At 46.3% G+C, this 23,544-nt stretch carries 17 protein-coding genes and 1 pseudogene; 16 read left to right on the top strand and 2 right to left on the bottom strand.

The window, feature by feature from the left end:
- Window position 1 precedes the first annotated feature (1 nt).
- The 13 genes from D0T20_RS02145 (at window position 2) to D0T20_RS02205 (ending at window position 13,981) form a co-directional block, all read left to right on the top strand.
- Window positions 2-643, top strand: a complete 642-nt coding sequence (locus tag D0T20_RS02145; protein WP_116438256.1) for a YceD family protein — start codon at window positions 2-4, stop codon at window positions 641-643.
- A 113-nt stretch (window positions 644-756) separates the two neighbouring features.
- Window positions 757-951, top strand: coding sequence for a 50S ribosomal protein L32 (gene rpmF / locus D0T20_RS02150; protein ID WP_004113441.1), 195 nt, complete (start codon window positions 757-759; stop codon window positions 949-951).
- Between the two features lie 255 nt (window positions 952-1,206).
- Window positions 1,207-2,157 carry a ribonuclease III gene (gene rnc / locus D0T20_RS02155; protein ID WP_116438257.1) on the top strand — a complete coding sequence of 317 codons (951 nt, stop codon included), beginning with the start codon at window positions 1,207-1,209 and terminating at the stop codon, window positions 2,155-2,157.
- 42 nt (window positions 2,158-2,199) lie between these two features.
- Window positions 2,200-3,321 carry a tyrosine recombinase XerC gene (locus D0T20_RS02160; protein WP_116438258.1) on the top strand — a complete coding sequence of 374 codons (1,122 nt, stop codon included), beginning with the start codon at window positions 2,200-2,202 and terminating at the stop codon, window positions 3,319-3,321.
- Between the two features lie 107 nt (window positions 3,322-3,428).
- Window positions 3,429-5,003, top strand: coding sequence for a Fe-S cluster assembly protein SufB (gene sufB / locus D0T20_RS02165; RefSeq protein ID WP_116438259.1), 1,575 nt, complete (start codon window positions 3,429-3,431; stop codon window positions 5,001-5,003).
- Window positions 5,003-6,379: a Fe-S cluster assembly protein SufD gene (gene sufD / locus D0T20_RS02170; RefSeq protein ID WP_116438260.1), complete on the top strand. Its 1,377-nt coding sequence runs from the start codon at window positions 5,003-5,005 to the stop codon at window positions 6,377-6,379. The genes sufB and sufD overlap by 1 nt, the downstream gene beginning before the upstream one ends.
- Before the next feature lie 9 nt (window positions 6,380-6,388).
- A complete protein-coding gene (gene sufC, locus D0T20_RS02175; RefSeq protein ID WP_020757535.1) occupies window positions 6,389-7,165 on the top strand; it encodes a Fe-S cluster assembly ATPase SufC in 777 nt (258 codons plus the stop codon).
- A gap of 66 nt (window positions 7,166-7,231) precedes the next feature.
- Window positions 7,232-9,157, top strand: coding sequence for a translational GTPase TypA (gene typA / locus D0T20_RS02180; protein ID WP_004131886.1), 1,926 nt, complete (start codon window positions 7,232-7,234; stop codon window positions 9,155-9,157).
- A 55-nt stretch (window positions 9,158-9,212) separates the two neighbouring features.
- Complete coding sequence (locus tag D0T20_RS02185; RefSeq protein ID WP_116438261.1) at window positions 9,213-9,647, top strand: alcohol dehydrogenase; 435 nt, start codon at window positions 9,213-9,215, stop codon at window positions 9,645-9,647.
- Between the two features lie 156 nt (window positions 9,648-9,803).
- A complete protein-coding gene (locus D0T20_RS02190) occupies window positions 9,804-10,865 on the top strand; it encodes a prephenate dehydratase (protein WP_116438262.1) in 1,062 nt (353 codons plus the stop codon).
- Window positions 10,859-11,920 carry a prephenate dehydrogenase gene (locus D0T20_RS02195; RefSeq protein WP_116438263.1) on the top strand — a complete coding sequence of 354 codons (1,062 nt, stop codon included), beginning with the start codon at window positions 10,859-10,861 and terminating at the stop codon, window positions 11,918-11,920. The genes D0T20_RS02190 and D0T20_RS02195 overlap by 7 nt, the downstream gene beginning before the upstream one ends.
- A 24-nt stretch (window positions 11,921-11,944) precedes the next feature.
- Window positions 11,945-13,078: a tyrosine recombinase gene (locus D0T20_RS02200; RefSeq protein ID WP_240320586.1), complete on the top strand. Its 1,134-nt coding sequence runs from the start codon at window positions 11,945-11,947 to the stop codon at window positions 13,076-13,078.
- Between the two features lie 63 nt (window positions 13,079-13,141).
- On the top strand, window positions 13,142-13,981 hold the full coding sequence (locus D0T20_RS02205; RefSeq protein WP_004121099.1) for a ParA family protein: 840 nt from the start codon (window positions 13,142-13,144) through the stop codon (window positions 13,979-13,981).
- A 254-nt stretch (window positions 13,982-14,235) separates the two neighbouring features.
- Here D0T20_RS02205 and D0T20_RS02210 read toward each other — a convergent pair whose 3' ends face one another.
- Together D0T20_RS02210 and D0T20_RS02215 are read right to left on the bottom strand one after the other, a co-directional pair.
- Window positions 14,236-14,514, bottom strand: a complete 279-nt coding sequence (locus tag D0T20_RS02210; protein WP_116438264.1) for a DUF6725 family protein — start codon at window positions 14,512-14,514, stop codon at window positions 14,236-14,238.
- Between the two features lie 94 nt (window positions 14,515-14,608).
- On the bottom strand, window positions 14,609-14,896 hold the full coding sequence (locus D0T20_RS02215; protein ID WP_116438265.1) for a type II toxin-antitoxin system RelB/DinJ family antitoxin: 288 nt from the start codon (window positions 14,894-14,896) through the stop codon (window positions 14,609-14,611).
- A gap of 370 nt (window positions 14,897-15,266) precedes the next feature.
- Between D0T20_RS02215 and D0T20_RS02220 the strand changes: the two are divergent.
- The 3 genes and pseudogenes from D0T20_RS02220 to D0T20_RS06370 form a co-directional block, all read left to right on the top strand.
- Window positions 15,267-15,608 (top strand): annotated as a pseudogene (locus tag D0T20_RS02220) (ORF6N domain-containing protein); the annotation flags it as partial.
- A 100-nt stretch (window positions 15,609-15,708) separates the two neighbouring features.
- Complete coding sequence (locus D0T20_RS02225) at window positions 15,709-16,722, top strand: Abi family protein (protein WP_116438267.1); 1,014 nt, start codon at window positions 15,709-15,711, stop codon at window positions 16,720-16,722.
- 1,539 nt (window positions 16,723-18,261) lie between these two features.
- Window positions 18,262-23,382, top strand: coding sequence for a Rib/alpha-like domain-containing protein (locus tag D0T20_RS06370; protein ID WP_162862660.1), 5,121 nt, complete (start codon window positions 18,262-18,264; stop codon window positions 23,380-23,382).
- Window positions 23,383-23,544: the final 162 nt, after the last annotated feature.

The raw sequence follows: 23,544 nt of genomic DNA on the forward strand, positions 1-23,544 counted from the left end.
AATGACATCGCATCCCTCCCAGTCTTTGTGGGCGGTACCAGTTGCGCAAATGGCGGCGCGAGCGGGAAGTAGCATGCAGTTGCATCGCGCATTCCCAGCGCCAGAGGGCATTGGAGACAGTGTTATTGGCGTGCAGCCAGGGAGCGATGTTACAGTAGACGGCAATTTTGATTCCGTTGTGGACGGGCTTATGTTCCAGGGCACGATTACAGCGCGAGTGCATGCAGAGTGCTCGCGATGCTTGATGCCGTTGCATAGGGATTGGCCTGTTGATGTGTGCGCGTTTTTTGCGCGCGTGGAAAGCGGCAAAGGCAGCAAGGGTGCAAATGGCGGCGCGCGTTCTAATAACTCTAATGATGATTTAGAAGATGCTGATATTTGGGACGAAGGCGACGATTCTGGAAATGTGTATCCGCTGGTTGGTGGTGGCGATTTTGCCGACATTGAGGCGCTGATTCGAGACACAATGGTTAGCGAGTTGCCACTTAAGCCTTTGTGCGAGCCAGATTGCAAGGGTCTCTGCACTCAGTGCGGAGAGAATCTGAATGAGCATCCAGAGCATCATCACGACGTTACGGATATTCGTTTTGCGGCGCTTGAAGGTCTTAAGGAAAAGCTTGAAAACTCGCAAAATCGCGACTGATTTGCGCTACATAAACACACAAAATTGTAGTGCGTTTTTACATAATGTATGGCGCTTGCTGTAATATACAGAACGCTTAAGCTCAATCGGTTGAACGAAATAGAGGAAAGATTATGGCACTGCCAAAGTACAAGACCTCGCGCGCTAATACTCATTCGCGTCGCGCCAATTGGAAGGCTTCTGCCGTGCAGACTATTACCTGCCCGAACTGCGGTTCGCCAGCGTTGTCTCACATGGCTTGCCCAACCTGCGGTAACTTCCGCGGTCGCGTGTATCGCGAAGCAATTCGCTCTGCGCACACCAAGTAGGTTGTATTTTAAGAGAACCCTGCCATCGACGGGTGGCAGGGTTTTTGCGTTTTTACTAGTTTGTGTTGTTTCCCGAAAATGTACGTGATTTAGGTCAAATTTGGTACAAAGTGCGTCAGTTTGTTCCGCTTTTTGTACGTGATTTAGGTGTTTTTTGGTACAAAGTCGGGAAAAGTTGACGGGTTTTGTTGTTTTGCACGCTGATTATAGCAACAAAGTCGGGAAGCATATAGCGCAAATCAACGACTTCAATGCTTGCGCTATAATGTTGAAAATATGAGTGGGAACAATACAAAAGATCAGCATTATGGCAATAATGATGTAAAAAGTGACGTCAAAAGTAATGACAAAAATGACGTTCAAAGTGACGTCAAAAATGACGTTCAAAATAGCGCGTACAAGAACACAAATCATCCAGAAAATACTAGAACTGGCAGCATTGGCGTTGCGCGCACTCAAGATGGCCACACGCAAAATGGTGACCCCACTCAGGAGCTTTTGCGCGCGCTCGGCACTACGATTTCGCCAGATTTGCTTGTTGAGGCTCTCACTCATCGATCTTTTTCGCACGAGCATCCAGGCACTAAAAACTACGAGCGTCTAGAATTTTTGGGAGACGCTGTTTTGGAGCTTGTCTCTACAGAAACGCTTTTTTCTGCGCACCCAGATATGACGGAAGGTCAGTTGGCTAAGCTTCGCGCTAAGGCTGTTTCGGAGTGGGCTTTGAGCGCGGTTGCGCGAGATAAGTTGCATGTTGGGCCGTATATTCTTTTGGGTCATGGCGAGATGGAGCATGGCGGCGCTCAAAAAGACTCGATTTTGTGCGATATTGTTGAGGCGCTTATTGGAGCGACTTTTGTTGAGCATGGAATTGACGAGGCGCGCGCTGTAGTGCATCGCTTGATTGACGACACTTTGGCGGAGGTTCTTACGGAAGGCCCAGCTTTGGATTGGAAGACTTCGCTTACGGTTCTGGCGCACGAGATGGGGCTTGACGAGCCGCAATATAGAATGTCGGTTTCTGGCCCAGATTACGCACCCGTGTTCCATGCGCGCGCGGTTTTGGCGCACGAAAACGGTGATGAGCTGCTGGGCGAGGCGGTTGGTTCTAGCAAGCGTAAGGCTCAGCTTGCTGCTGCAGATAAAGCTTGGCATGTGTTGGATAGAAGGCGTAAATCGAGCGCGAGCGAAGAAAGCGGTAATTAGGTCTTTCTGATTGCTGTTATATAGGCGATTTGAGGCGGTTCTATGGCTAGCAGTCGTAATAATAATGATTTATTATTTGACGATGATTCAGCATCATCAACGGTTGCTGGCGACTTTTGCGACTTACGCTACCACTGTGCGCGCTACGTTGACTATTTGCGTGCCAACAAAGGCCTTGGAGAGGCCACTTTGCGCGCGTACGGCGCGGATGTTTTGCAATGCTTAGAGTGGTGTAGTAACAACGGTTTTTGCGATTTGCGCGCGGTTTCCACGGGTGTTTTGCGCCAATGGATGTATTGGCTTAACAAGAATCACGCGCGCTCAAGTTTGGCGCGCAAAGTGGTAGCTGTGCGCGGCTTTTTTGCGTGGGCTAAGCACGTTGGTTTGATTAGCGCAAATCCTGCGCAAATTCTTTCAACTCCTAAGATTGCTAATGAGCTTCCTACTGTTTTAGACGAAGCGCAAGCGCAAAAGTTGCTTGATTATGCGGATAGTTGTGCGGATAGTTGCGCGGATAGTTGCGCCGATAACTTTGCGCAGGATTCAACTGAGCAAAGCAGCACGCAAAAAAAGCCTCGCGCGCAAAAGTCGCAAACTTCCGATCGTAAAGAAAACACGCCACTAAAATCGCCCCAAAAATCCCCTCAAGAACATGCGCTAGCCCTTAGAAACGCTGCGATTCTAGAGCTTTTATACGCAACGGGCATGCGCGTGGGGGAGCTTACAAGCATTAATGTGCAAGATATGGATTTTGAAAATCACACTGTAAAAGTTACAGGTAAAGGGAACAAGCAGCGCGTGGTGCCGTTTGGCGTTCCTGCTGCAAACGCGTGCAAAGAGTGGATTGAGCATGGTCGAAGTGAGCTGCTAGAAAAGCACGCAGAAACCTCGCAAGCGTTGTTTTTGGGCGCGCGAGCAAAGCGCATCGATCAGCGCATTGTTAGAAGCATTGTTCACGAGGCTGCAGCTGCTGCAAACGTGCCAGATGTTGCACCGCACGCGCTTCGCCACAGTGCTGCAACGCATATGCTCAACGGTGGAGCGGATCTTCGCGAAGTTCAAGAGCTTTTGGGTCATTCGTCGCTTAACACAACGCAGCGCTACACGCACGTTTCTATTCAAGCTCTTAAGCAGCGCTACTCGCAAGCCTTCCCTCGTGCCTAGAAAAATAAGGTTTATGCAGAGAATGAAAAGATGTGATTTGAATCACTTAATGCCGCCGCGTGGCTAAATGTATAATCGACTTATAAGCTTGATAGGAGGGTAAAACAGTGGTTGATGATTCAAATAAGCCTGAATCAAGCGCATCATTGAATAAGAATGTAGCGAATCAAAATGACTTCAGCGCGGCAGACTCCAGTATTCCAGACTCCAGCGCAGCAGACGTTGAAATGAGCCAATACGTAGCAGATCGCGCTCGCGTAAACGAAGATAAAATTCGCCAAGACGAGCAAATCGTTGCCGAATTTGGCGAATACAATTACGGTTGGCACGATTCGGATGCTGCAGGCGAGGCCGCGAAAAAAGGCATTGATGAGTCGGTTGTTCGCGCAATTTCCGCCGACAAACATGAGCCAGAATGGATGCTAAACCTTCGTTTGCAAGGCTACCGCGCGTTTTTGCAAAAGCCGATGCCAGATTGGGGCGTGGATTTAAGCGGTTTTGACGCAGACGATTTTAAGTATTACGTTCGCCCAGTCCACGATCAAGCGAAAACTTGGGACGATTTACCAGAAGACATTCGCAAAACTTACGATAGGCTTGGCATTCCAGAAGCGGAGAAAAAGCGCTTAGTTTCGGGCGTTGCAGCACAGTACGAGTCGGAAGTTATTTACAATTCGATTCGTGAAGACTTGGCTGCACAAGGCGTGATTTTTGTTGATACGGATACGGCAGTTCAAAAGTATCCAGAGCTTGTAAAAAAGTATTTTGCAACTGTGATTCCAGTTGACGACAACAAGTTTGCGGCTCTTAACACAGCGGCTTGGAGTGGCGGCTCGTTTGTGTACGTACCAAAAGGCGTGCATGTGGATATTCCGCTGCAGGCTTACTTCCGCATTAACACGCCGAACATGGGTCAATTTGAGCGCACGTTGATTATTGCAGATGAAGGCTCGTACGTGCATTACGTTGAAGGTTGCACAGCTCCGATTTATTCCACGGATTCGCTCCACGCTGCAAACGTTGAGATTGTTGTAGAAAAGCATGCGCGCGTGCGCTACACAACCGTGCAAAATTGGTCAAATAACGTGTACAACTTGGTAACTCAGCGAGCCTACGTGCGCGAAGGCGGCACAATGGAGTGGGTTGATGGAAACATTGGCTCCAAGGCTACTATGAAGTATCCTGCATGCATTCTTGCTGAGCCGTACGCAAAAGCAGAAACCATGTCTTTGAGCTTTGCTGGCCGCGGTCAGTACCAAGATACGGGTGCGAAGATGATTCACTTGGCTCCGCACACGAGTTCCACGATTGTTGCTAAGTCGATTTCGCGCGGTGGCGGTCGCTCGGCTTACCGCGGTCTTGTGAAGATTGTTAAGGGCGCTAGTGGCTCCAGCTCTTCGGTTGTGTGCGACGCTTTGCTTGTTGACGATTTTTCTAGGTCCGACACTTATCCGCATGTTGACGTTCGCGAAGATAACGTTTCGATGGCTCACGAGGCCACTGTTTCCAAGGTTTCCGAAGATCAGCTTTTCTATTTGATGAGTCGAGGGCTTGAAGAAAAAGAGGCTATGGGCATGATTGTTCGCGGCTTTGTGGAGCCGATTAGTCGCCAGCTGCCAATGGAGTATGCTCTGGAGCTTAATCGTCTTGTGGAATTGCAAATGGAAGGATCCGTGGGGTGATGAGCGAAGATCTGAAAAAGAATTTGAGCGATAATCTAGGCAATAAAATGACGGAAAAAGAAATTAATATTCCTATAGCAGACCCTAACGATCCTTACGCGGTTCCTGCCGCAATGCCTTCTAGTGCAGATAAATCCGTGCGCTCTTTTAACGTGCAAGACTTTGCGATTCCAACGCGCAAGCAGGAAGATTGGCGATACACTCCAGTTGAGCGAATCGATGAGTTTTTTGATAGCTTTGAGCCGTCTAACAACGTTACAGTAGTGCTAAAAGGCGCTGATGGCGATTCGCATGCAACTCTACAAATTTTGCCAAAAAACGAGGCTCCGCACACAGAGATGAAGCCTTCGGATCGCGTGGCTGCTGTTGCGTGGAATTCTGCAAAGTCGGCGTACGTTTTGCATGTTTGTGGCGAAGTTACAAAGCCAATAATATTGCAAATTCGTGGAAACAACTTGCAATCACTAGACGCTGCGAAATCGCTAGACGCATTGCCATTAGACGCATTGCCACTTGACGCATTGCACTTAGTGATAGAAGCCGATTCTTACACAAACGCGGATATTATCGTAGAACACACAGGAGTTGCAAAGCTTGCTGAAGGCGTAGAAATCATTCTTGGAGAGAACGCGCACGTTTCTACAACGTTTATTCAAGAGTGGGATTCAGGCAGCAAACACGTTGGAAATCATAGGATTCACGTGGGTGCGGGCGCGTCTTTACGTCACACAATGGTCACGCTCGGCGGAGACGTTGTGCGAATCCGCATGGACCAGGATTTTGGCGGCGAAAAGGGCGATTTGAACATGCTTGGCATGTATTTTGTGGACCCAGGCGAGCATGTTGAGCATCGTACGATGGTTGTTCATAATCACCCAGAATGCAAGTCGCGAGTAGTGTATAAGGGCGCGCTGTACGGCAAAGGAGCGCATTCTACATGGGTTGGAAACGCGCTTATTAAGCCAGAAGCTCCAGGCACGGATTCGTACGAGTTGAACCGAAATCTGGTGCTAACTCCTGGCGCGATTGCCGATTCGGAGCCAAATCTAGAAATCGAAAACGGAAATATTATTGGCGCAGGTCACGCAAGTTCTGTTGGCAGATTCGACGACGAGGAGCTGTTTTACTTGCAATCTCGCGGTGTGAGCGAGGCGGATGCTAGAAAGCTTGTTGTGCGCGGATTCTTTAACGAGCTTATTGATGAGATTGGCGTGCCGCAAATCGTAGATCATTTGATGGCTGCGATTGAGAGGCGTTTAGCTAAGACGGAAGAATCGCAAGCAGTCGCACCATCACGCGAATCGCAAGCAACCGAAAAGTCGCAAGCAACCGACGAATCTGTAAATGACGGCGAATCGAAATATGCGGAAGAATAGGAGATAAACATGTCAACTTTAGAAATTAAGGATTTGTACGCGTCTGTAGAAACAAAAGAAGGCAAGAAGCAAATCTTAAAGGGTGTAAATCTTACAGTTAATTCTGGCGAAACGCACGCGATTATGGGTCCGAATGGCTCTGGAAAGTCTACTCTCGCATACACTTTGGCAGGTCACCCAAAGTACGAAGTGGATTCGGGCCAGGTGCTTTTAGACGGCGAAGATATTTTGAAGATGACTCCAGACGAGCGCGCAAAAGCTGGGCTGTTCCTTGCGATGCAATACCCTGTAGAGGTACCTGGCGTTTCGATGACGAACTTTTTGCGCACAGCAAAAACAGAAGTGAGCGGAGAGGCTCCGACTTTGCGCTCGTGGGTTAAAGAGCTTAACGAAGCAATGAAGCGCTTAAGAATGGATCCAAAGTTTGCATCTCGTTCTGTAAACGAGGGATTTTCTGGCGGCGAGAAAAAGCGCGCGGAAGTTTTGCAACTAGAGATTCTAAAGCCAAAGTTTGCGATTTTAGACGAGACGGATTCTGGTCTAGATGTGGATGCTTTGCGAATTGTTTCGGAAGGCGTAAATCGTGCTAAAGAAAGCACTGGTTTGGGCATTATGATGGTTACGCATTACACGCGAATCTTAAAGTACATTAAGCCAGATATTGTGCACGTTTTTGCGCAAGGTCACTTTGTAAAGACGGCAGGGCCAGAGCTTGCAGACGAGTTGGAAGAAGAAGGATACGACAAGTATTTGCCAGAAGGTGCCAGCGAGTCTGCGATTGCATGAGCGGCGTGTCTAAAGCCGCGAGTAAACTCGTTTAGGTTTGGCTAAATCAAATGGAAGAGGTTTGTAATGACTGTTCGCGGTGATATCAGAAATGTGGCAATCGTAGCGCACGTTGACCATGGTAAAACAACGCTCGTAAATGCCATGCTTCAGCAGTCGCACGTATTCTCCGAGCGAGAAGAAGTGCCAGACCGCGTAATGGACTCCAACGACCTCGAGCGCGAAAAAGGCATCACCATTCTTGCCAAGAACACGGCCGTGCAATACACTGGCCCGCTCGCAGAAAAGTACGGTCATCCAGAGGGAATTACAATCAACGTAATTGATACCCCAGGTCACGCCGACTTTGGTGGCGAGGTAGAGCGCGGCATCTCCATGGTTGATGGCGTTGTGCTGCTTGTTGACGCTTCCGAAGGTCCACTTCCACAAACTCGATTCGTTCTACGCAAGGCTCTTGAGGCAAAGTTGCCAGTGATTTTGTGCGTTAACAAAACGGATCGTCCAGATGCGCGTATTGACGAGGTTGTTAGCGAGGCTACAGATTTGCTTCTCGGTCTTGCACAAGACGTTGTTGAAGAAGGAATCGACCTCGATATTGATTCGCTTCTTGATTTGCCTGTTATTTATTGCGCTGCAAAAGCTGGCTATGCATCCTTGAATCAGCCAGAAAACGGCGGTTTGCCAGACAACGATAATTTGGAGCCTCTTTTTGACTCCATTATTTCCAACATTCCAGCGCCAGAATACGAGGAAGGCGCGCCTCTTCAGGCACACGTTGCAAACATCGATTCTTCCGACTTCCTTGGCCGCTTAGGTTTAGTGCGAATCTACAATGGCATTTTGGAAAAGGGCAAGACTTACGGGCTTTCTCGTGTAGACGGCTCGATTGAAAACTTCCGTGTTTCCGAGCTTTTGCGCACTCAAGGCTTGGAGCGCACTCCTGTTGCATCTGCAGGTCCTGGAGATATTGTTGCAGTTGCAGGCGTTAACGACATTATGATTGGCGAGACGATTGTGGATCAGAACGATCCAAAGCCTCTTCCATTGATTCACGTTGACGACCCAGCTATCTCCATGACTTTCGGCATTAACGATTCGCCGCTTGCTGGCACAGAAGGCAAGGATCACAAGCTTACAGCGCGCATGATTAAAGATAGGCTTGATCGCGAGCTTATTGGTAACGTGTCTATTAAGGTTATTCCAACAGACCGCCCAGATGCTTGGGAAGTTCAGGGTCGTGGCGAGTTGGCGTTGGCAGTTTTGGCGGAGCAAATGCGTCGCGAAGGCTATGAGCTTACAGTTGGCCGCCCTCAAGTTGTTACTAAGACAATTGATGGCCAAATTAACGAGCCTATGGAAAACACTACGATTGATGTTCCAGAAGAATACATGGGTACTGTTACGCAGCTTATGGCGGATCGCAAGGGTCGCATGGATTCTATGAGCAATCACGGATCTGGCTGGATTCGCTTGCAATTTACTGTTCCTTCTCGCGGTCTTATTGGCTTCCGCACGGCTCTTCTTTCTGCAACTCGCGGAACGGGAATCGCAAGCTCTATTTCTGCAGGCTACGCGCCTTGGGCTGGTCAGATTGTAACTCGTCAGAATGGCTCCATGGTTTGTGATCGTAAGGGTGTTGCAACTCCTTATGCTATGCAGCGTTTGCAGGCGCGTGGCGTGTTCTTTGTGGATCCGCAAAGCCCTGTGTACGAAGGTCAAATCGTTGGTATTAACAACAAGCCAGACGAGTTGGATGTTAACATTACGCTTGCTAAGCATATGACTAACATGCGTTCTTCTACAGCAGATGTGCTTGAGACTTTGACTCCACCAATTAAGATGAGCTTGGAAGAGTCGCTTGACTTTGCTAACGAAGATGAGTGCGTGGAAGTTACACCTGAGTCGATTCGCGTGCGCAAGATTATTTTGAGCCGTGATGAATGGTATAAGTGGCGCGCTAAGCAGCGTAGGCAGAACAACAACGCTGCGTGATTGCTGCGTAAATTTAGCGTGATTTCTTAAAATATCGCTTAAAATATTCCTTAAAATGATGTTTAACATAAAGTCGCATTCTGTGCTATTGGCTAGCAAGTGTGCGGCTTTATGCGTTTTGGCGGCATTTTGCGCGGTTTTGGGCACGTTTGCGCACCGAATGGGCGCTATGTACGGCTTTCCGTACGGTATTGTAATCGCGCTTTTGCTTGTTACTTTGAGCGCGTGTTTTGCTCGCATGCTTTGTGGCATGTTTGGCTTTATTTTGCACGCAATTGTGTGTTGTTCGGTTGTGTGGATGATTGCGCTTGGATGGTTTAGAGTTTTTGGCGCATTTCGCGGCGTGCTAGTTGCCATTGGCTTTGGCGTGGATAATCTTCCGTGGATTGCGCAAAATGCTGGATATTTTTGGCTTTATGGCGTGATTATTGCTCACGCAGTTTTGCTTTGTATGCCTAATAAATTTTTTGTTATTTCTGGCGCTAAATAAGTGGCGCTAAATCAGTGGTAGTGGCACTAAATAAGTGGTAGTGGCGCTAAATAAGTGGTGCCAAATCAGTGTAAGGTAGTCTTACTTATAGTCTTAGAGTAGTCTTATTTACAGTAGTCTTAGTCTTATAGTCTTAAAGTAGTTTGAGGAATAGTCATGAATAGCAATATAGTCATGAATAGTAATAAGAACAGCAGTAGTGACCGCAAATTATGCTATTTAGGGCCAGAAGGTTCTTTTACTCATCAAGCTGCTTTAAAAGTTAAAGAACAATGTAAATCGTTAGATACTTTGCGTCTTATTCCAACTGCGTGTGAGAATGTTCGTAATATTGCTAGCAAAATTGAAGATTGCTACGATTTGGGTATTATTGCGTGGGAAAACAATATTGAAGGCGTAGTAATACCTAATTTAGATTTATTAATTGATGCAAAAAATATGGTTGGCATTGCGCGCGTGGGCGTTGATATAAGTTTTGATGCTGTTGTTTGCCAGTCGGATTCAATCGATAACTGTTCGACTATTGTTGCTCATCCTCACGCGTTGGCGCAATGTCGTAAGTTTGCTCAAAAGCATGGATTGAAAGAAAAAACTGCGTCTTCAAACGCTGCTGCTTGTAGGGATTTAGTTAATGGCGAAGTTGCTTTGTGCCCTAAAATTTGTGCTGATTTATACAATAGGCAAATTGTGAGTGAAGGCGTTGAAGATTTTTCTGGCGCTCGCACTGAGTTTTTAGTGTTAGCTCCTAGAGATGAGGCTTTAAGTTTTGTTAGTATGCATCGCGAATGCTATTCATCTTTTTCTTCGATTATTGCTTTTATTCCGCGTTGTACAGGTGCTGGAGTGCTAGCAAATTTGCTTGATGTTGTGCGCGATCATGGTCTTAATATGACTTCTTTTATGTCTAGGCCGATTAAAGGTCAAGATGGTTTATATAGTTTTATTGCCACTGTTGATGCTGCTCCTTGGGATTCTACGTGCAAAGCTATGATTCAAGAGGTTGTTGAACATGGTGATTGGGTGCGAGTTTTAGCGGTGTATCCTTCTAATAATCGCAATAATCCGATTATGAATGATTGGATGCTGCCTAATGGTGGAGTGTGTATTGATGCTGCAGGTGAGGCTTCGGTTGAGGCTCTAGGCGATGCTTCAGTTGATGCTTCGGGCGCTTTGCGCACTTTGAACGTAATGCATGCAGAAAGAGAATTATTATGGTAGAAAATGCTGAATTTTCTCAAAAATTTTCTGTTGGTATTGTTGGACTTGGACTTATTGGCGGATCAATCGCAAAGCGTTTGGTGGATGCGGGCTCTTGCAAAGTGTACGCGTATAATCGCCATCAAACAATGTACAGCGAGGCGCGCGCGCTTGGAATCACTTGCGTTGAAAGCGTTGCGGAGCTTGCGCGTATGCAGCCAAATGTTTTGATTTTGTGTAATTCGCTTGCTGCTATGCCAGAAGTTCTTGGCGAGATTTCGCGCGGAATCAACAAGCAGCGCACAACTTTGACTGATGTTGGCAGCGTTAAAGGGCTTGTGCGCGAGCAGGTTAAGGCTGCGGGGCTTGGCGATTGTTATATTGGCGCGCATCCTATGGCTGGCAGCGAGTTTACGGGTTGGCAGGCGTCGAGTGCGGAGTTGCTGCGCGGCGCGCTTTGGGCAATTAGTGTTGATGAGAGCAGCGATTTCTGGCGATTTTTGGCGGTTTTGCGCGTTATTGTGGCGTTGTGTGGCAATCGCGCGCTTGTGTTGAACGATTCCATACACGATGCTTCGGCGGCTCTGATTTCGCACATGCCGCACGTTGTTTCTACAGCGCTGGCGAACGTTTTGTGCGGAAGCGAAAATCGCAATGTTGCGTTGCAAATGTCGGCTGGTTCTTGGAGAGATATGACGCGAGTGGCGCTTACAGACCCGAATCGCACGCGTGCGATGGTTGTGGAAAATCGGCGAAATGTGGCGGATTTGCTGGGTAGCGTGATTGAGGAGTTGAGTTTTGCGAAGAAGATGCTTGAGGAGAGCGATGAGTGCAATGAGTGCGATGAGCGCGCGTTTTTTGCTAAGGCTGATTCTTGGCGCGAATACAAGTATAAAGAGCGCGCGGTTGCTTGCGATGAGTCAGCTGGCGATTTGCGCGAGCTTCGATTTGCGATTGATTGCCCAGGCGATTGGCAAAGTCAGCTGATTCAAAGCGCGCAAAGTGGCGAGCAGATTGTTGGGGTTGCGCTGAATGACTCTGCGGTTACTTGCGATTTGCGCAACTCGAACTGGTAGATTCGAGCGGCATATAATTAACATATGACCGAATCGCAACAGCCGAGCATGAACCAATCGCAGAAACCGCATCAGCCGAGCACTAATCAATCGCAACAATCGCATGCAAATCAACCGCATGAATCGCCATTTTCTCCAAAAATCCAGCAATTTCTAAACCACATAAGCGTGGAGCGCGGGCTTTCGCCAAAAACCGTTGAAGCTTACGAGTCGGATCTTACAAAATACACGAACTGGCTGCGCGAAGCCCGAAAAATCAACGATGTTAACAAAATCACGCAACTAGACATCGAAGAATACGTGCGCGCAATGTCATCACAAGCAATGGCAGCGCAAGCAATGGCAGCGCAAAACTTAGGGCCTCGCACGATTGCGCGGCGAATCGCAAGCATCCACGAGTGGAACAAATTCATGCTTTCCAACGCGCAAATCGCAAGCGACCCTTCTGCAGAAGTCAAAGCGCCAAAGCAAGCGGAGCATCTTCCAGACGTGCTCAGCATTAGCGAAGTGGAGCGCGTAATCGATGCTGCTGGCGGCTTTGGTAGTACGGATGCCGTCTCTTTGCGAGACCGTGCGCTTGTGGAATTTTTGTACGCTACGGGCGCGCGCGTGAGCGAGGCGGTTGGCATAAAATTTGAGGATATTGATTTAGCGGAATCGGTTGTGCGGCTTAGCGGAAAAGGGCAAAAGCAGAGGCTTGTGCCGATTGGAAAGTGCGCGGTTCGTGCGTTGCGCGATTATTTAGATAAAGCTAGGCCGATTCTTGAAAGCCGCGCGCAAAAGTCGCAAGCAACCGCAAAGTCGCAAGCAGCCGCAGAATTGCAACTCAAATCGCCATTAAACTCATCTTCAAAATCCGCATCAAAATCCGCAAATTCTCACATGATTTTCCTAAACAAACGCGGCAAAGCGCTTTCTCGTCAATCCGCGTGGGAGGCGATTTCGCACGCTGGCATGATGGCAAAAATCGGCAAAGAATTGCATCCGCACACGCTTCGTCACTCCTTTGCAACGCATTTAATTTCGGGTGGAGCCGACGTTCGTACGGTTCAGGAGCTGCTTGGCCATGCGTCTGTTACAACAACGCAAATTTACACGCATATAAGCCCAGACGCGCTTATGGAGGCGTATGTTATGAGTCATCCGCGCGCAAGGTAGGTGTTTTATTCGCCGCCGCATCGCGCAAATCCACTGAACATACCTTTTGATAAACTGGAGCGTATGCCTACTGATTTACTTGGACGCGAATATGAGACTTTCCGCGCGCCAGATGCGCTTACAACGCACGGCCCTGCGCGCATTATTGCTATGTGTAACCAGAAGGGTGGCGTTGGTAAAACTACCAGCTCCATAAATATCGCTGGTGCGCTGAGTCAATACGGTAGGCGCGTTTTAATTGTTGACTTCGATCCGCAAGGCGCTGCAACGGTGGGGCTTGGGATTAATGCGAACGCGCTTGATAACACTGTTTACACGGCGCTTTTTGATTCTTCTGTAGACGTGCACGATGTGATTCGCCACACTGCCACAGAAAATATTGACGTTATGCCTGCAAACATTGATCTTTCTGCAGCCGAGGTGCAGCTTGTTACCGAGGTTGGTCGCGAGCAGATTTTGGCTGGCGTGTTGCGCAAAGTTCGTAACGAGTACGACGTTATTATTATTGACTGCCAGCCTTCGCTTGGCTTGCTTACCGTCAACGCGCTTACGGCGGCAGATGGCGTGATTATTCCTGTTGCAGCGGAGTTCTTTGCGCTTAGAGGCGTGGCGCTGCTTATGCAATCGATTGAAAAAGTGCAGCACAGAATTAACCCAGATTTGCAAGTGTTTGGCGTGCTAGTTACTATGTTTACGCGCACTTTGCACAGCGAAGAGGTTTTGCAAAGGATTTACGAGGCTTTCCAGGGGCGCGTGTTGCATTCTGTGATTTCGCGTTCGATTAAGCTGCCGGATTCTACTGTTGCAGCGGTTCCGATTACGATTTTTGCTCCTGAGCATAAGACTGCTAAGGAGTATCGCGAGGTTGCGCGCGAGCTGATTTCCAACGGCGTGGTTGCGTGATTCGACCTGCCTTTTCGCTTAGAGCGTAGCGCGCGAATGATGATCTGCTTGAGTGTTGCAATGTAGTGCGATTGCACTTCGGCGCTGCTGTGTGCGCGTATACGTGTTACATTTGTCTCGCGCGTGAGGCGTTTGTAACGTTTTTTGGCTTGGATTCGTTATATTTGTCTCGGTGATGAGACATATGTAACGATTTTTGCCAAAGATTCGTTATATTTGTCTCGGTGATGAGACATATGTAACACTCGCGCAGATTAGCTGCGATGTTTGCGCTCGGGTATTGGCTTTAGTCTTACGATTGTGTGCGCGTCAATGAACATTTCTTGCTCGGGTCGGCTTCCGTTTGCTGCTGCATCGCGCATAAGGTGCAATGTTGCTCCGTCCCAGCTGATTACGTGACCAATCGCGTCGTGGTATTCAATTTTTTGCGTGCTGGCGTCGTCTGTTTGAGCATTGTCATTGTTTGCTTGCGCGCTGCCAGCGTTTTGTAATCTTTCGCCGCCGCCTAATTGCGCGATTTTGTACGTTCGCACAACAATTCGCGCGCCAACTGGTATAAACTCTGGTAGAATCTGCCGCCTAATTAAGCTAATCGTAGTGCGCCTCCGCGTTATTCGTGTCTTTGCGTTATTTATCGTCGTAGTGGCCTTTGCAATTGTGCTCTTCAAGCTTTATTGTGCCATTTTTAACTCCGTCAATCTGCGATTTCAAATATGCTTGATTTGACGGCGAGTAAAATGGGTCTAGCGAAAAATCTAACGGTATTCTCTTTTCGCGACCAATCGTTTTGATAAACACGTTCAGCGCGGCGCTCATAGAGATTCCGAGTTCTTTGCAAACTCGTTCAGCGTTGAGTTTGTCTTCTTTCTTTGCTCGAAAGTTTACGTTTACCACGTCTGTTGTTACTGTAGTCATCTTGGTTCCTACTCTTATGTTTTAGTGGGGAGTTTTGTACTTTTGCATAAATATATACGACAATTATATATGATGTAACGTAAATGTCATTAATTATGCAAGCAATTGTTGATGATTTTCAGTAACACGCGAAGGACATTTCCGCTTTTTGTAGTGTGTTTGTATCATAATCCGAGTTTGTTGATTCTTATTTGTGAAATCTTGTAGAATTATATTTATGCGCTGATGCATGCTAGTTTTGCTAGTTGTTAGATGTTATATGGCTTGCGATTGATTTTGTAATTTTGCTTGTGATTTATGGGTTTTGTGTCAGAAGTGTAGTTTTTGTTGCACGGCGCTAGGTTTTACGTACATTTTTAGGAGGTGTCTTATGGTAGAGCAGAATAAAAATTTAATTATCACGGACGCTAGAAGCGTGCCATCTAAAGCGCTTATAGACGCTAAAACGATAAAAGAAAAAATTTATAACATTCGCAATCAAAAAGTCATGCTTGATGTGGATTTAGCTGAGATATATGGATACAGTACAAGAGCGTTCAATCAACAAGTAAAAAATAACATAGAAAAATTTGATAACGACTTTATGTTTCAATTAAATAAATCTGAGTTGGAATATTTGCAATCAAATTTTTTGACCGCAAATATTAGTTCTAAAAGCAGGTCACTTCCATATGCTTTTACGGAGCAGGGCGTCTATATGCTCATGACGGTGCAAAATTTTGACTATTACGCGGATATAGTTATCGAATGCTATTGGGGTAGTATTCGCAAAAATAAACGATATTTATCCATAGTTGGGAAGGAATAGGGGAATGGATAATCGATACTGTTCTTGTGCAAAGAAAACATGTGCAATTAATAAATTGCCCGTGAAGCTTTCGTCAATAGATCAGATAAAACATCTTAAGAAGCAAGGTATAACTTTTAACAAACGATCTGAAGATTTTGCAATTTCCTACCTTTCAACCTTCTCATATTATTTTGAAACTTGTTCATATAAGAAATTGTTTAACAAGAGAGTTGGTGGGTCTAGAGATGGCCAGTATATTGACTTGGATTTTGATCAATTATGCAAAATAGAGCAGCTTAATAGAATGTTTCAAAAACTTTTACTTCTAATAACTCTAATTATAGAGCATGAGTCAAAAGTTAAGTTAATGAAAATGTTTACTGAAAATCCTGAAGAAGATGGATACTCCATTGTTGAAGATTATATGTTTAGTCTTGATAATGATGACCGCAAAATACTAATTGTTGAATTAGAACGACTTAAAGATGGAAAATATAGCAGAGAATCGGCAGAAAAGTATACAGTTGGAATGCCAATTTGGGTATTTGTTGAAGGTGTTACATTTGGAACATTGCTAAGATTTTATCGTTTTTGTGCAAAAAGATGGGGTAGTAGAGAGATGCAGAAGGAACATCACTTATTGTGCAGGGTAAAATCTGTACGTAATGCTTGTGCTCATTCTAATTCAATATTGGATGGAATTACTGAAAAAAGTTCTGACAACGTGCTTGTGCTTGAAGAAGTAAGTAAAGCTATTGAAACTGTAGGGTTCAATAAGCGTGCTAGGCGATCAAATATGTGTAATGCGAAGATGAAAGAAATAGTGATAACTGCATATATGTATAAGAAATTTCTGCATAGGAATTATCAGTGTGATGAATGCGTGAATGATCAAAAAAGCATTATTGAATACATTGCAGGGTGTTTTATAAAAAAGTCATCTGAGTACACAAAAGAGTACGATAAAGCGAGTAAATTTAACTCATTGCTTGCTTTTATTTGTACTGTTATTGACAGTTGGATATGTGAAAGATAGAATTAAAAGTGCTTGAAAACCTTAGGGTTTTGGGGGGCGGAAGTGCGAGAGCGCATCTGCCCCGATTTTTTTTGCTCCAAATGTTTCTGTACACGCTGAAATGGGAACAAACGTGGGGGAAAGGGAACGAACGCGGGGAGGTGTGCCTGAGTTTGTTCCCAAAATTGGCCAAAACGTAAACAAACGTGGGCGCGACGACCTACCTTTTCGCTTAGAGCGTAGCGCGAAGGCGCTTTGACTGAGCTTGAAATTGCATAACGCATTTCAAGCTCCTTCAAAGCGTGATTTGGCTTAAGGCATAAAGTCCAGTGGACTTTATGCGCCAAATCAGCCGAACGGCTACTAATAGCCGTGAGGAATAGAGCGCTGAGCCGCTCAAAGCAGAAGCACTGCTTCTGCGCGGCGAAGACGTGAGCGCGGTGTAACGCACGAACGATTTACCGAAAATGTAGCTGTACACGCTGAAAATGGAACGAACGCGGGGAGGTGTGCCTGAGTTTGTTCCCAAAATTGGCCAAAACGTAAACAAACGTGGGCGCGACGACCTACCTTTGCGCTTAAAGCGTAGCGCGCAAAGGTAATTCGGAGCGCTGAGCTTGCTTAGGGTTGAAAGCACGGTGTGCTTTCAACGCAAGCGAAGACGTGAGCGCGCTTAGACCGCGCGAACGACACGACCTGCCTTTGCGTTTGTATAATGCGATGTTTAATGAGTTGTTAAAGAATCCTGAGTTAGAGTTTTAGGGTTTTATAATATTCTAGTGTTTTGCTCCAAATGTGCGCGACGACCTGTCTTCGCGCTTTGATGTAGTGTGTTTGTATTAAAAAATACTGAAATTCAGTACAATCGCACTACATTGAGCGCGGATTAGCTGCGATGTTTGCGCTCGGGCACTGGATTTAGCCTTACGATTTGCATGCGCTTGTGGTTCGCGCACACCCAAACCACAAGATGTTGTGGTTTTTGCGACACGCGGGTCACAAAAAACACTCCACCTGCTACATAAAAGTATTCGGTTATTATCTAGTATTCAATAGATTTTTTTGCAAAAGTCAATCATTATAAAAACTTTTACGCACTCCGCAATTTGTAGAGGTTTTAACTTGCAATTCGTTCTGGGGGGGGGGGGGTATAAATACTAAAGGCTTTAGTTAAAGCTGCGCTTTGCTATCTTGTTTTTGCGCGCGGGTTAATATTCGGGCTAATCGCAGAGTTAATTGCGAAGTTAACACCCGAGTTAATCGCGCATTTAGCGCTGCGTTAAGTGATTGCTGAACGTTTATGCTGCGTTGGGCAGTGGGAGTCACCTGGCTTTGCTTGTACAGGTGCTGGTTGGAACGTTCGGCATGTTGCGCTTAACGCTTTTTGAGTATTGGATTTGTCTGGTGCTCTGCCCGTTTTGGGAGTTGCGCGCAAATGCATAAAACAAGTGAGCGAAGAGTAACTTAAGAATAACGAGGAACAAGCCGCATGGAATGGTTTCATGCAGTTTTGTTGGGGGTTGCCACGATATTCGCGGTGCCAGGAAAGGTGAGTAGACTATGTTGCCAGCAGGGTTACGTGGATTCGCATCACGCGTGGGGCGTCTTGCGTTGCGCGCTTTTGCTTGGAATAAGGGTGGCGCCGTCGCACGTCCAGCCCGCACCCTACTTCGCGCGCTCTTTGCAATGCTCGTAGTCGCCGCCACGCTTCTCGCGACTTTTGTTGTTCCTGCACAGAAGGCAAGTGCTGGTCAAGTTTATTGGGATAAATTTGGCAATGCAGTTGTTGCGGCTGATCATTCTAATCTTGGTTCTGCTTTTGTTAACATGAAAACTGGCGATTGCACAAAGTATGAGCTTGATAAAGGAACTTGCAAAGATGAATATTATCCGCTTGTCGAGCCTGGAAAAGGTACTGATGGACGTACGAAAATTACCTTTCGTGGTGTGTTTAATCCTTTGCTCGATAAAAACAGGTTTAATACTCGACCTGTATTTTATTTGATTACTCCACGTGGTCTTGTTGACGATACTATAAGAATAACGCGTGAAGTAAAATGGATTAGTATTGCTAGAGAAAATAATAATGGGAAAATTGTTCTTGTACATAAGCCTCAAGACAATTGGGATAATAAAAGTAACGGCAGCGAAACAGTAGGACAGTTTTATAATCCTGGTAAGCAACGCTATACTTATCTTCCTAGCGATGGCGATAAATATAATCATTTTTGGGATATTACGCTCGGAGATAAAGGCTGCGGTTCTAATAGAACTTCAATGTGTGAATTGTATGCGTGGAAAAATAGAGGAGAAATCGGGCGAATATTTCAGTCTTGGGAGAAAGAAAAAGAGGCAGTATATCGTTGGACAGTAACTGCTGATGTTGATCCTAGGTATGACCCTTATCAGTTATTCTTTGCAATGGGTTATACGGATGATATGAATGAAAATGTAGAAAATGCAAGTTCTGTTCGACATTATACAGTTTCAGGTCCATATGATACTGATGGTGATGGTATTCCAGATTTTGAGGAATACAATATAGGAGATAGGCCTGATCACGGTGTAGACCAAACTACTAAAGGTGGTATGAAATACGATGAGGTTAAGAATGTAGAACCATTCAGTAGTTTTGAATCAAAAAACTATTTTGAAACTGGTACTTGGGATGGCGATACAGTAAACGGTCACTTCGTCAAAGATGGTGGCAAGACATATAAACTGCCAACTAAGGCTGGACTTGTATATAGCTTTGAAGGCGAGCCAACAGACGAAAAAGGTAATAAGGTAAAAGTTACTTACGATGATAATTATGGTACTGCACATACCCTTTCGCCAGGTCATGCTTGGCTAGATCCACTTACTGGTCATGTATCTTTTAACCCTGGTCCAGAACATAAGCGTCATACAATAACTTTCCATGTGCAAGTAAAATATCCTGACCCTTCGCTGTATAACTGTAAACGTAGCCCAAACGATCGTCTTATAGAGCATTTGCAAGCAAAATTCAAAGTCGAACCAATGTCTCGCTTCTACTATCCTGAGTGGGATAATACTACTGTTACTGCTGGGTCGTCAAAACAATCTACTGAACCTCACAGTAAAAAAGATGATAGGCGCGGCACAAAGTATGCAAAGAAGTTGCCTGCTAAATCGTTTACGCTTAATAAATATGGTAAATGGGGTCAGGATCCTCTTAAGTGGTCTTCACTTACAAACGGTGGAGATAAAACAGGTAAAGTTACTTTTAGTCCAGAAAAGCCAATGGATGCGGGTGATTATAAAACACCTGTTGTAGTTACATATCTTGATGGTTCTACTTCGGCAGATCCTGATTCTGGTAATGGTGGTAATCCAGTGTATGCCCCAGTTAAGGTGGAAGACCTTACGGTTACTAGTAATCCGCAGGATTTGAATCTTAAGCTTCTTAACGGCAAGAGCATAAATAATAACGCATTTGGCGGCGATATTAACTACCACAATGCGAGTAGCCAAAAGCCGCGCGAGCTTACAAAAGGCCAGTCGATTGGTAAAGGCGCCAAGGATGACGGCATTGTGCTGGATTCGTGGTCCACTAACGCAAAGGGTCCTATTACCTTCCGCGCCGTGTGCCATAAGAAGGATGACCCTAAGGCTCCGTACACGCTGCTTAAGCCTGCCGAGGGCAAGAACAAAGCAAGCGGCGACGTTGACGGCTTGCAATTCCAGGACTTCCGCCAGTGGATTCGAGACAATGACCCTAAGTGTGCGAATGGTAACTGCACAGATGGCAATCAATACCTTTCTAAGGGAGAGTGGAACAGCAGCACTATGGAGCGTTCTCGCGCGCTGATTGGCGGCACGCCTAAAAAAGCGGGCGAGTACGAGTGCAAGGTGTTTGCGTTCCACGAGGCTCACACTGGAGCAGGGAAGCAATATAATGATGCGCTTAAAACGTTTGATGGCTTAGTTAAGCAAGGCGCAAACTATGGCTTTGCTTTTGATATTGGCAACACTTTTGCATCCACTAGGGGCACAGAGTGGACTGTAGACTCCTTCCACTTTAAGATAAAGCTTAACGACAACCAAAAGTACAACCCGACTTATGTGAAGACTGGCACTATTGAGGCTGGTAAGTTTAAGATTGGCGATTTTGTTGATAGCAATGGCAATTCTTCGAAGCAGCCTACGAGCATTAAGAACGGCAACGGCGTTCCAACGAAAGATCAAGATGACATTGTTGTGGATAGACTCCCAAAGGGCACGTGGTTTGAGATTAAGAGGCTGATAAAGAGCGCAGATAAAGATAACAATAAGGCCAAGACGTACCCTTGGGCTAACTTAGAGGGTGACGAAGATAACGTTAAGCGCGATGATAAAGGCAATCCTGTTAAGAAAGATAACAAGATTCAACCAAATGATACCACTTCAATTCGCGAGTACGGCGCCGTCACCTTCCGCCCAGATAAGTGGCAGGACGCTGGCGAGTATTGGGCCGAGGTTGTTGTGCACTACCCAGACGGCACATCTACGGATCAGCCAGAATCTATTAACTACAAGCACCCTGTGTATGCAAAGGTGAAGGTTACGCGCGACGACAAGAATAATCAGTTCGGCCTTACGTTGTATAAGAATTACCCTAATGCGTATATGGGCAATGGTTACGACCTTAAAGTAGGCGAGTCGTTACCTAACGATGCAACCTTCGACTCGTGGATGACTAAGTCTGTTGGCAAACTTCATCAGCACGTAATCTGCTCCAAGAAGGGCAAGGATGGCAAGTATAGCGACTATACTTACAACACTCTGCCTGGTCATGTTGATAGTAAAGTTAAGAATGCGAAAGATATCGAAAAAGACGGCTTAAGGTTTAAGAAGCAAACGATTTGGGGACATGCTACTTTCAATCAGCAAAAGTCGTGTATCAAAGATCGTAACAACTGCAAGCCTGATGACTTGCTGTATGACGATTGGGTTCCTGGCGGCAATAGTAATAATACTTCTGAGCGCACCCGCGGCTTCTTTGGCGGAAAGGCTCAGAAGACTGGAGACTACCAGTGCAAGGTCTACGCTATAAGGGGCGATAAGAAGTCTGATGAGTTTAAGAAGGCTGTTGAGGCTAAACTCAAGTCTAAGAAGAACGAAGATCCAGCTCCAAGCGTGCTGAACGCTAAGGGTAATCCATACGGCACAGACGGCCAGGGCTACAAAATCGACACATTCTATGTGCGTATTCATAACCTCAACCAGCTGTATAACCCTACTTATACGAAGATTCCAGAAATTCAGGCTGGTAGTACTTTTGACAAGAATCTTAATAATCACAAGGCTGATATAAGCTCGGGTGCGCCGCAAAGCAAGAAGAAGGTTACCGAAGGCAGCACTGAGGTTAATGCTAACGGCGTTCCTGATTACGACTTGCAAAACGTTAAGGAAGGCGCTCTGCCTAAAGGCACTTGGTACGAGATTAAGCGCTTTGTTAAGGCTCGCGATATTACAAATTCGAAAGCAACCAATTTGCCTTGGGCGAACTTCGAGGATGGCGAAGACAACGTTAAGATGAAAGACGGCAAGCCAGAGTTGAAAGATGGCAAGAAGCAGCAAGCCAGCGCGGACGCCACTGGCAAAGGCTCCGTCACCTTCCGCCCAGATAAGTGGCAAGACGCTGACGATTACTTGGCCGAGGTTGTTGTGCACTACCCAGACGGCTCTACTTCGGACGGCGAAGGCTCCATCAACAAGGATCACCCTATCTATGCAAAGGTGAAGGTTACTAGACCAGCTATTGGTAACAACGATTTGCATGTTAACGTTTACAAGTATTTTGACCATAGTGTGTATAATTCCGATACCAATAACGGCCAAGTTGACTCCACAGATAACATTGCAAATGTTGACAGAAAGGTTGGCGTTACTGTTATGCGCGGAATCGGATTGCTGCACGACCTTGGTGTTGACTCGTGGTCTACGGCCAAGCGCGACGGCATTACGCTAAGAACTTTGTGCAGGGATGCGAACAGCAAGAACCAAACTCAGGTTTGGAGCGAAAATCTCGACAAGTTGTTCTTTAAGCTTAACGGCGGCGATAATCAGAAGGTGTGGGGGCGAGCGAACTTCCAGCAGCAGGAGAAATGCCGTAAGGGTAGTAATAATGGTGATGGTTGCGATACTGATGTATTAAAGAACCCTTTGCTTTTCGATAGCACTGCCAACACTATGGAGCGTTCGCGCGGATTTATTTCAAACTCCAAAGCGCCTACGGATACTGGAAAGTACTATTGCGCAGTGTTTGCGTTGAAGTTAAAAGCTTTGGGCGAGTATAAAGCTGCTATGAACTATGGAACTACGATTAGCGTTCCGAGTGGCAGCGATATTGTTAGCGCTATGAAGTTTAAAGGAACGAAGGGCATTGACTACGCCGCAAAGTTCTTCCCAGTTAAGGTTGTGGAGCCATTTAACCTGCCAAAGACGGGCGGGGAAGATTGCGTGAACTGGAACATGCTTATGAGCGTTGTGTGCGTGATTGGCACGGGCGCCATGGCGGCTGGGTTCTTCCTTGACCAGACCAAGTGGGGGCGCGCGATGCTTGAGGTGTTGTTGCGCAAAGCACTGATTAAAGTTTTTATCCGCAAAACTGCCGAGTGGTGTGGCGGCGTAATGCTGCGCATCGAATGGTGGATAACCGAAAGGTGGCGATGCTGATGAAGATATTTTCTGCAGCGTAAAACCTGCGGGAGGGTTTGGGCGCATGATTGTGCTCAATCAAAACTGAAAATGATAACTAAACAGATTAGCTAGTGCAAGTTAATTGCAAGTTGGCTTAACTGGCGGATGCTGGTTGCAAGCTGTGATTGGCGGAAGTTG

The organism is Gardnerella piotii, from assembly GCF_003397585.1.
GTDB classification, from domain to species: Bacteria; Actinomycetota; Actinomycetes; order Actinomycetales; family Bifidobacteriaceae; genus Bifidobacterium; species Bifidobacterium piotii.

Coding starts and splice junctions, on each gene's coding strand:
- D0T20_RS06370 (WP_162862660.1), top strand. CDS start 18,262: ATGTTGCCAGCAGGGTTACGTGGATTCGCATCACGCGTGGGGCGTCTT.
- typA (WP_004131886.1), top strand. CDS start 7,232: ATGACTGTTCGCGGTGATATCAGAAATGTGGCAATCGTAGCGCACGTT.
- sufC (WP_020757535.1), top strand. CDS start 6,389: ATGTCAACTTTAGAAATTAAGGATTTGTACGCGTCTGTAGAAACAAAA.
- sufD (WP_116438260.1), top strand. CDS start 5,003: ATGAGCGAAGATCTGAAAAAGAATTTGAGCGATAATCTAGGCAATAAA.
- D0T20_RS02200 (WP_240320586.1), top strand. CDS start 11,945: ATGACCGAATCGCAACAGCCGAGCATGAACCAATCGCAGAAACCGCAT.
- D0T20_RS02205 (WP_004121099.1), top strand. CDS start 13,142: ATGCCTACTGATTTACTTGGACGCGAATATGAGACTTTCCGCGCGCCA.
- D0T20_RS02225 (WP_116438267.1), top strand. CDS start 15,709: ATGGATAATCGATACTGTTCTTGTGCAAAGAAAACATGTGCAATTAAT.
- D0T20_RS02195 (WP_116438263.1), top strand. CDS start 10,859: ATGGTAGAAAATGCTGAATTTTCTCAAAAATTTTCTGTTGGTATTGTT.
- rpmF (WP_004113441.1), top strand. CDS start 757: ATGGCACTGCCAAAGTACAAGACCTCGCGCGCTAATACTCATTCGCGT.
- D0T20_RS02145 (WP_116438256.1), top strand. CDS start 2: ATGACATCGCATCCCTCCCAGTCTTTGTGGGCGGTACCAGTTGCGCAA.
- D0T20_RS02160 (WP_116438258.1), top strand. CDS start 2,200: ATGGCTAGCAGTCGTAATAATAATGATTTATTATTTGACGATGATTCA.
- D0T20_RS02215 (WP_116438265.1), bottom strand. CDS start 14,896: ATGACTACAGTAACAACAGACGTGGTAAACGTAAACTTTCGAGCAAAG.
- D0T20_RS02190 (WP_116438262.1), top strand. CDS start 9,804: ATGAATAGCAATATAGTCATGAATAGTAATAAGAACAGCAGTAGTGAC.
- D0T20_RS02185 (WP_116438261.1), top strand. CDS start 9,213: ATGATGTTTAACATAAAGTCGCATTCTGTGCTATTGGCTAGCAAGTGT.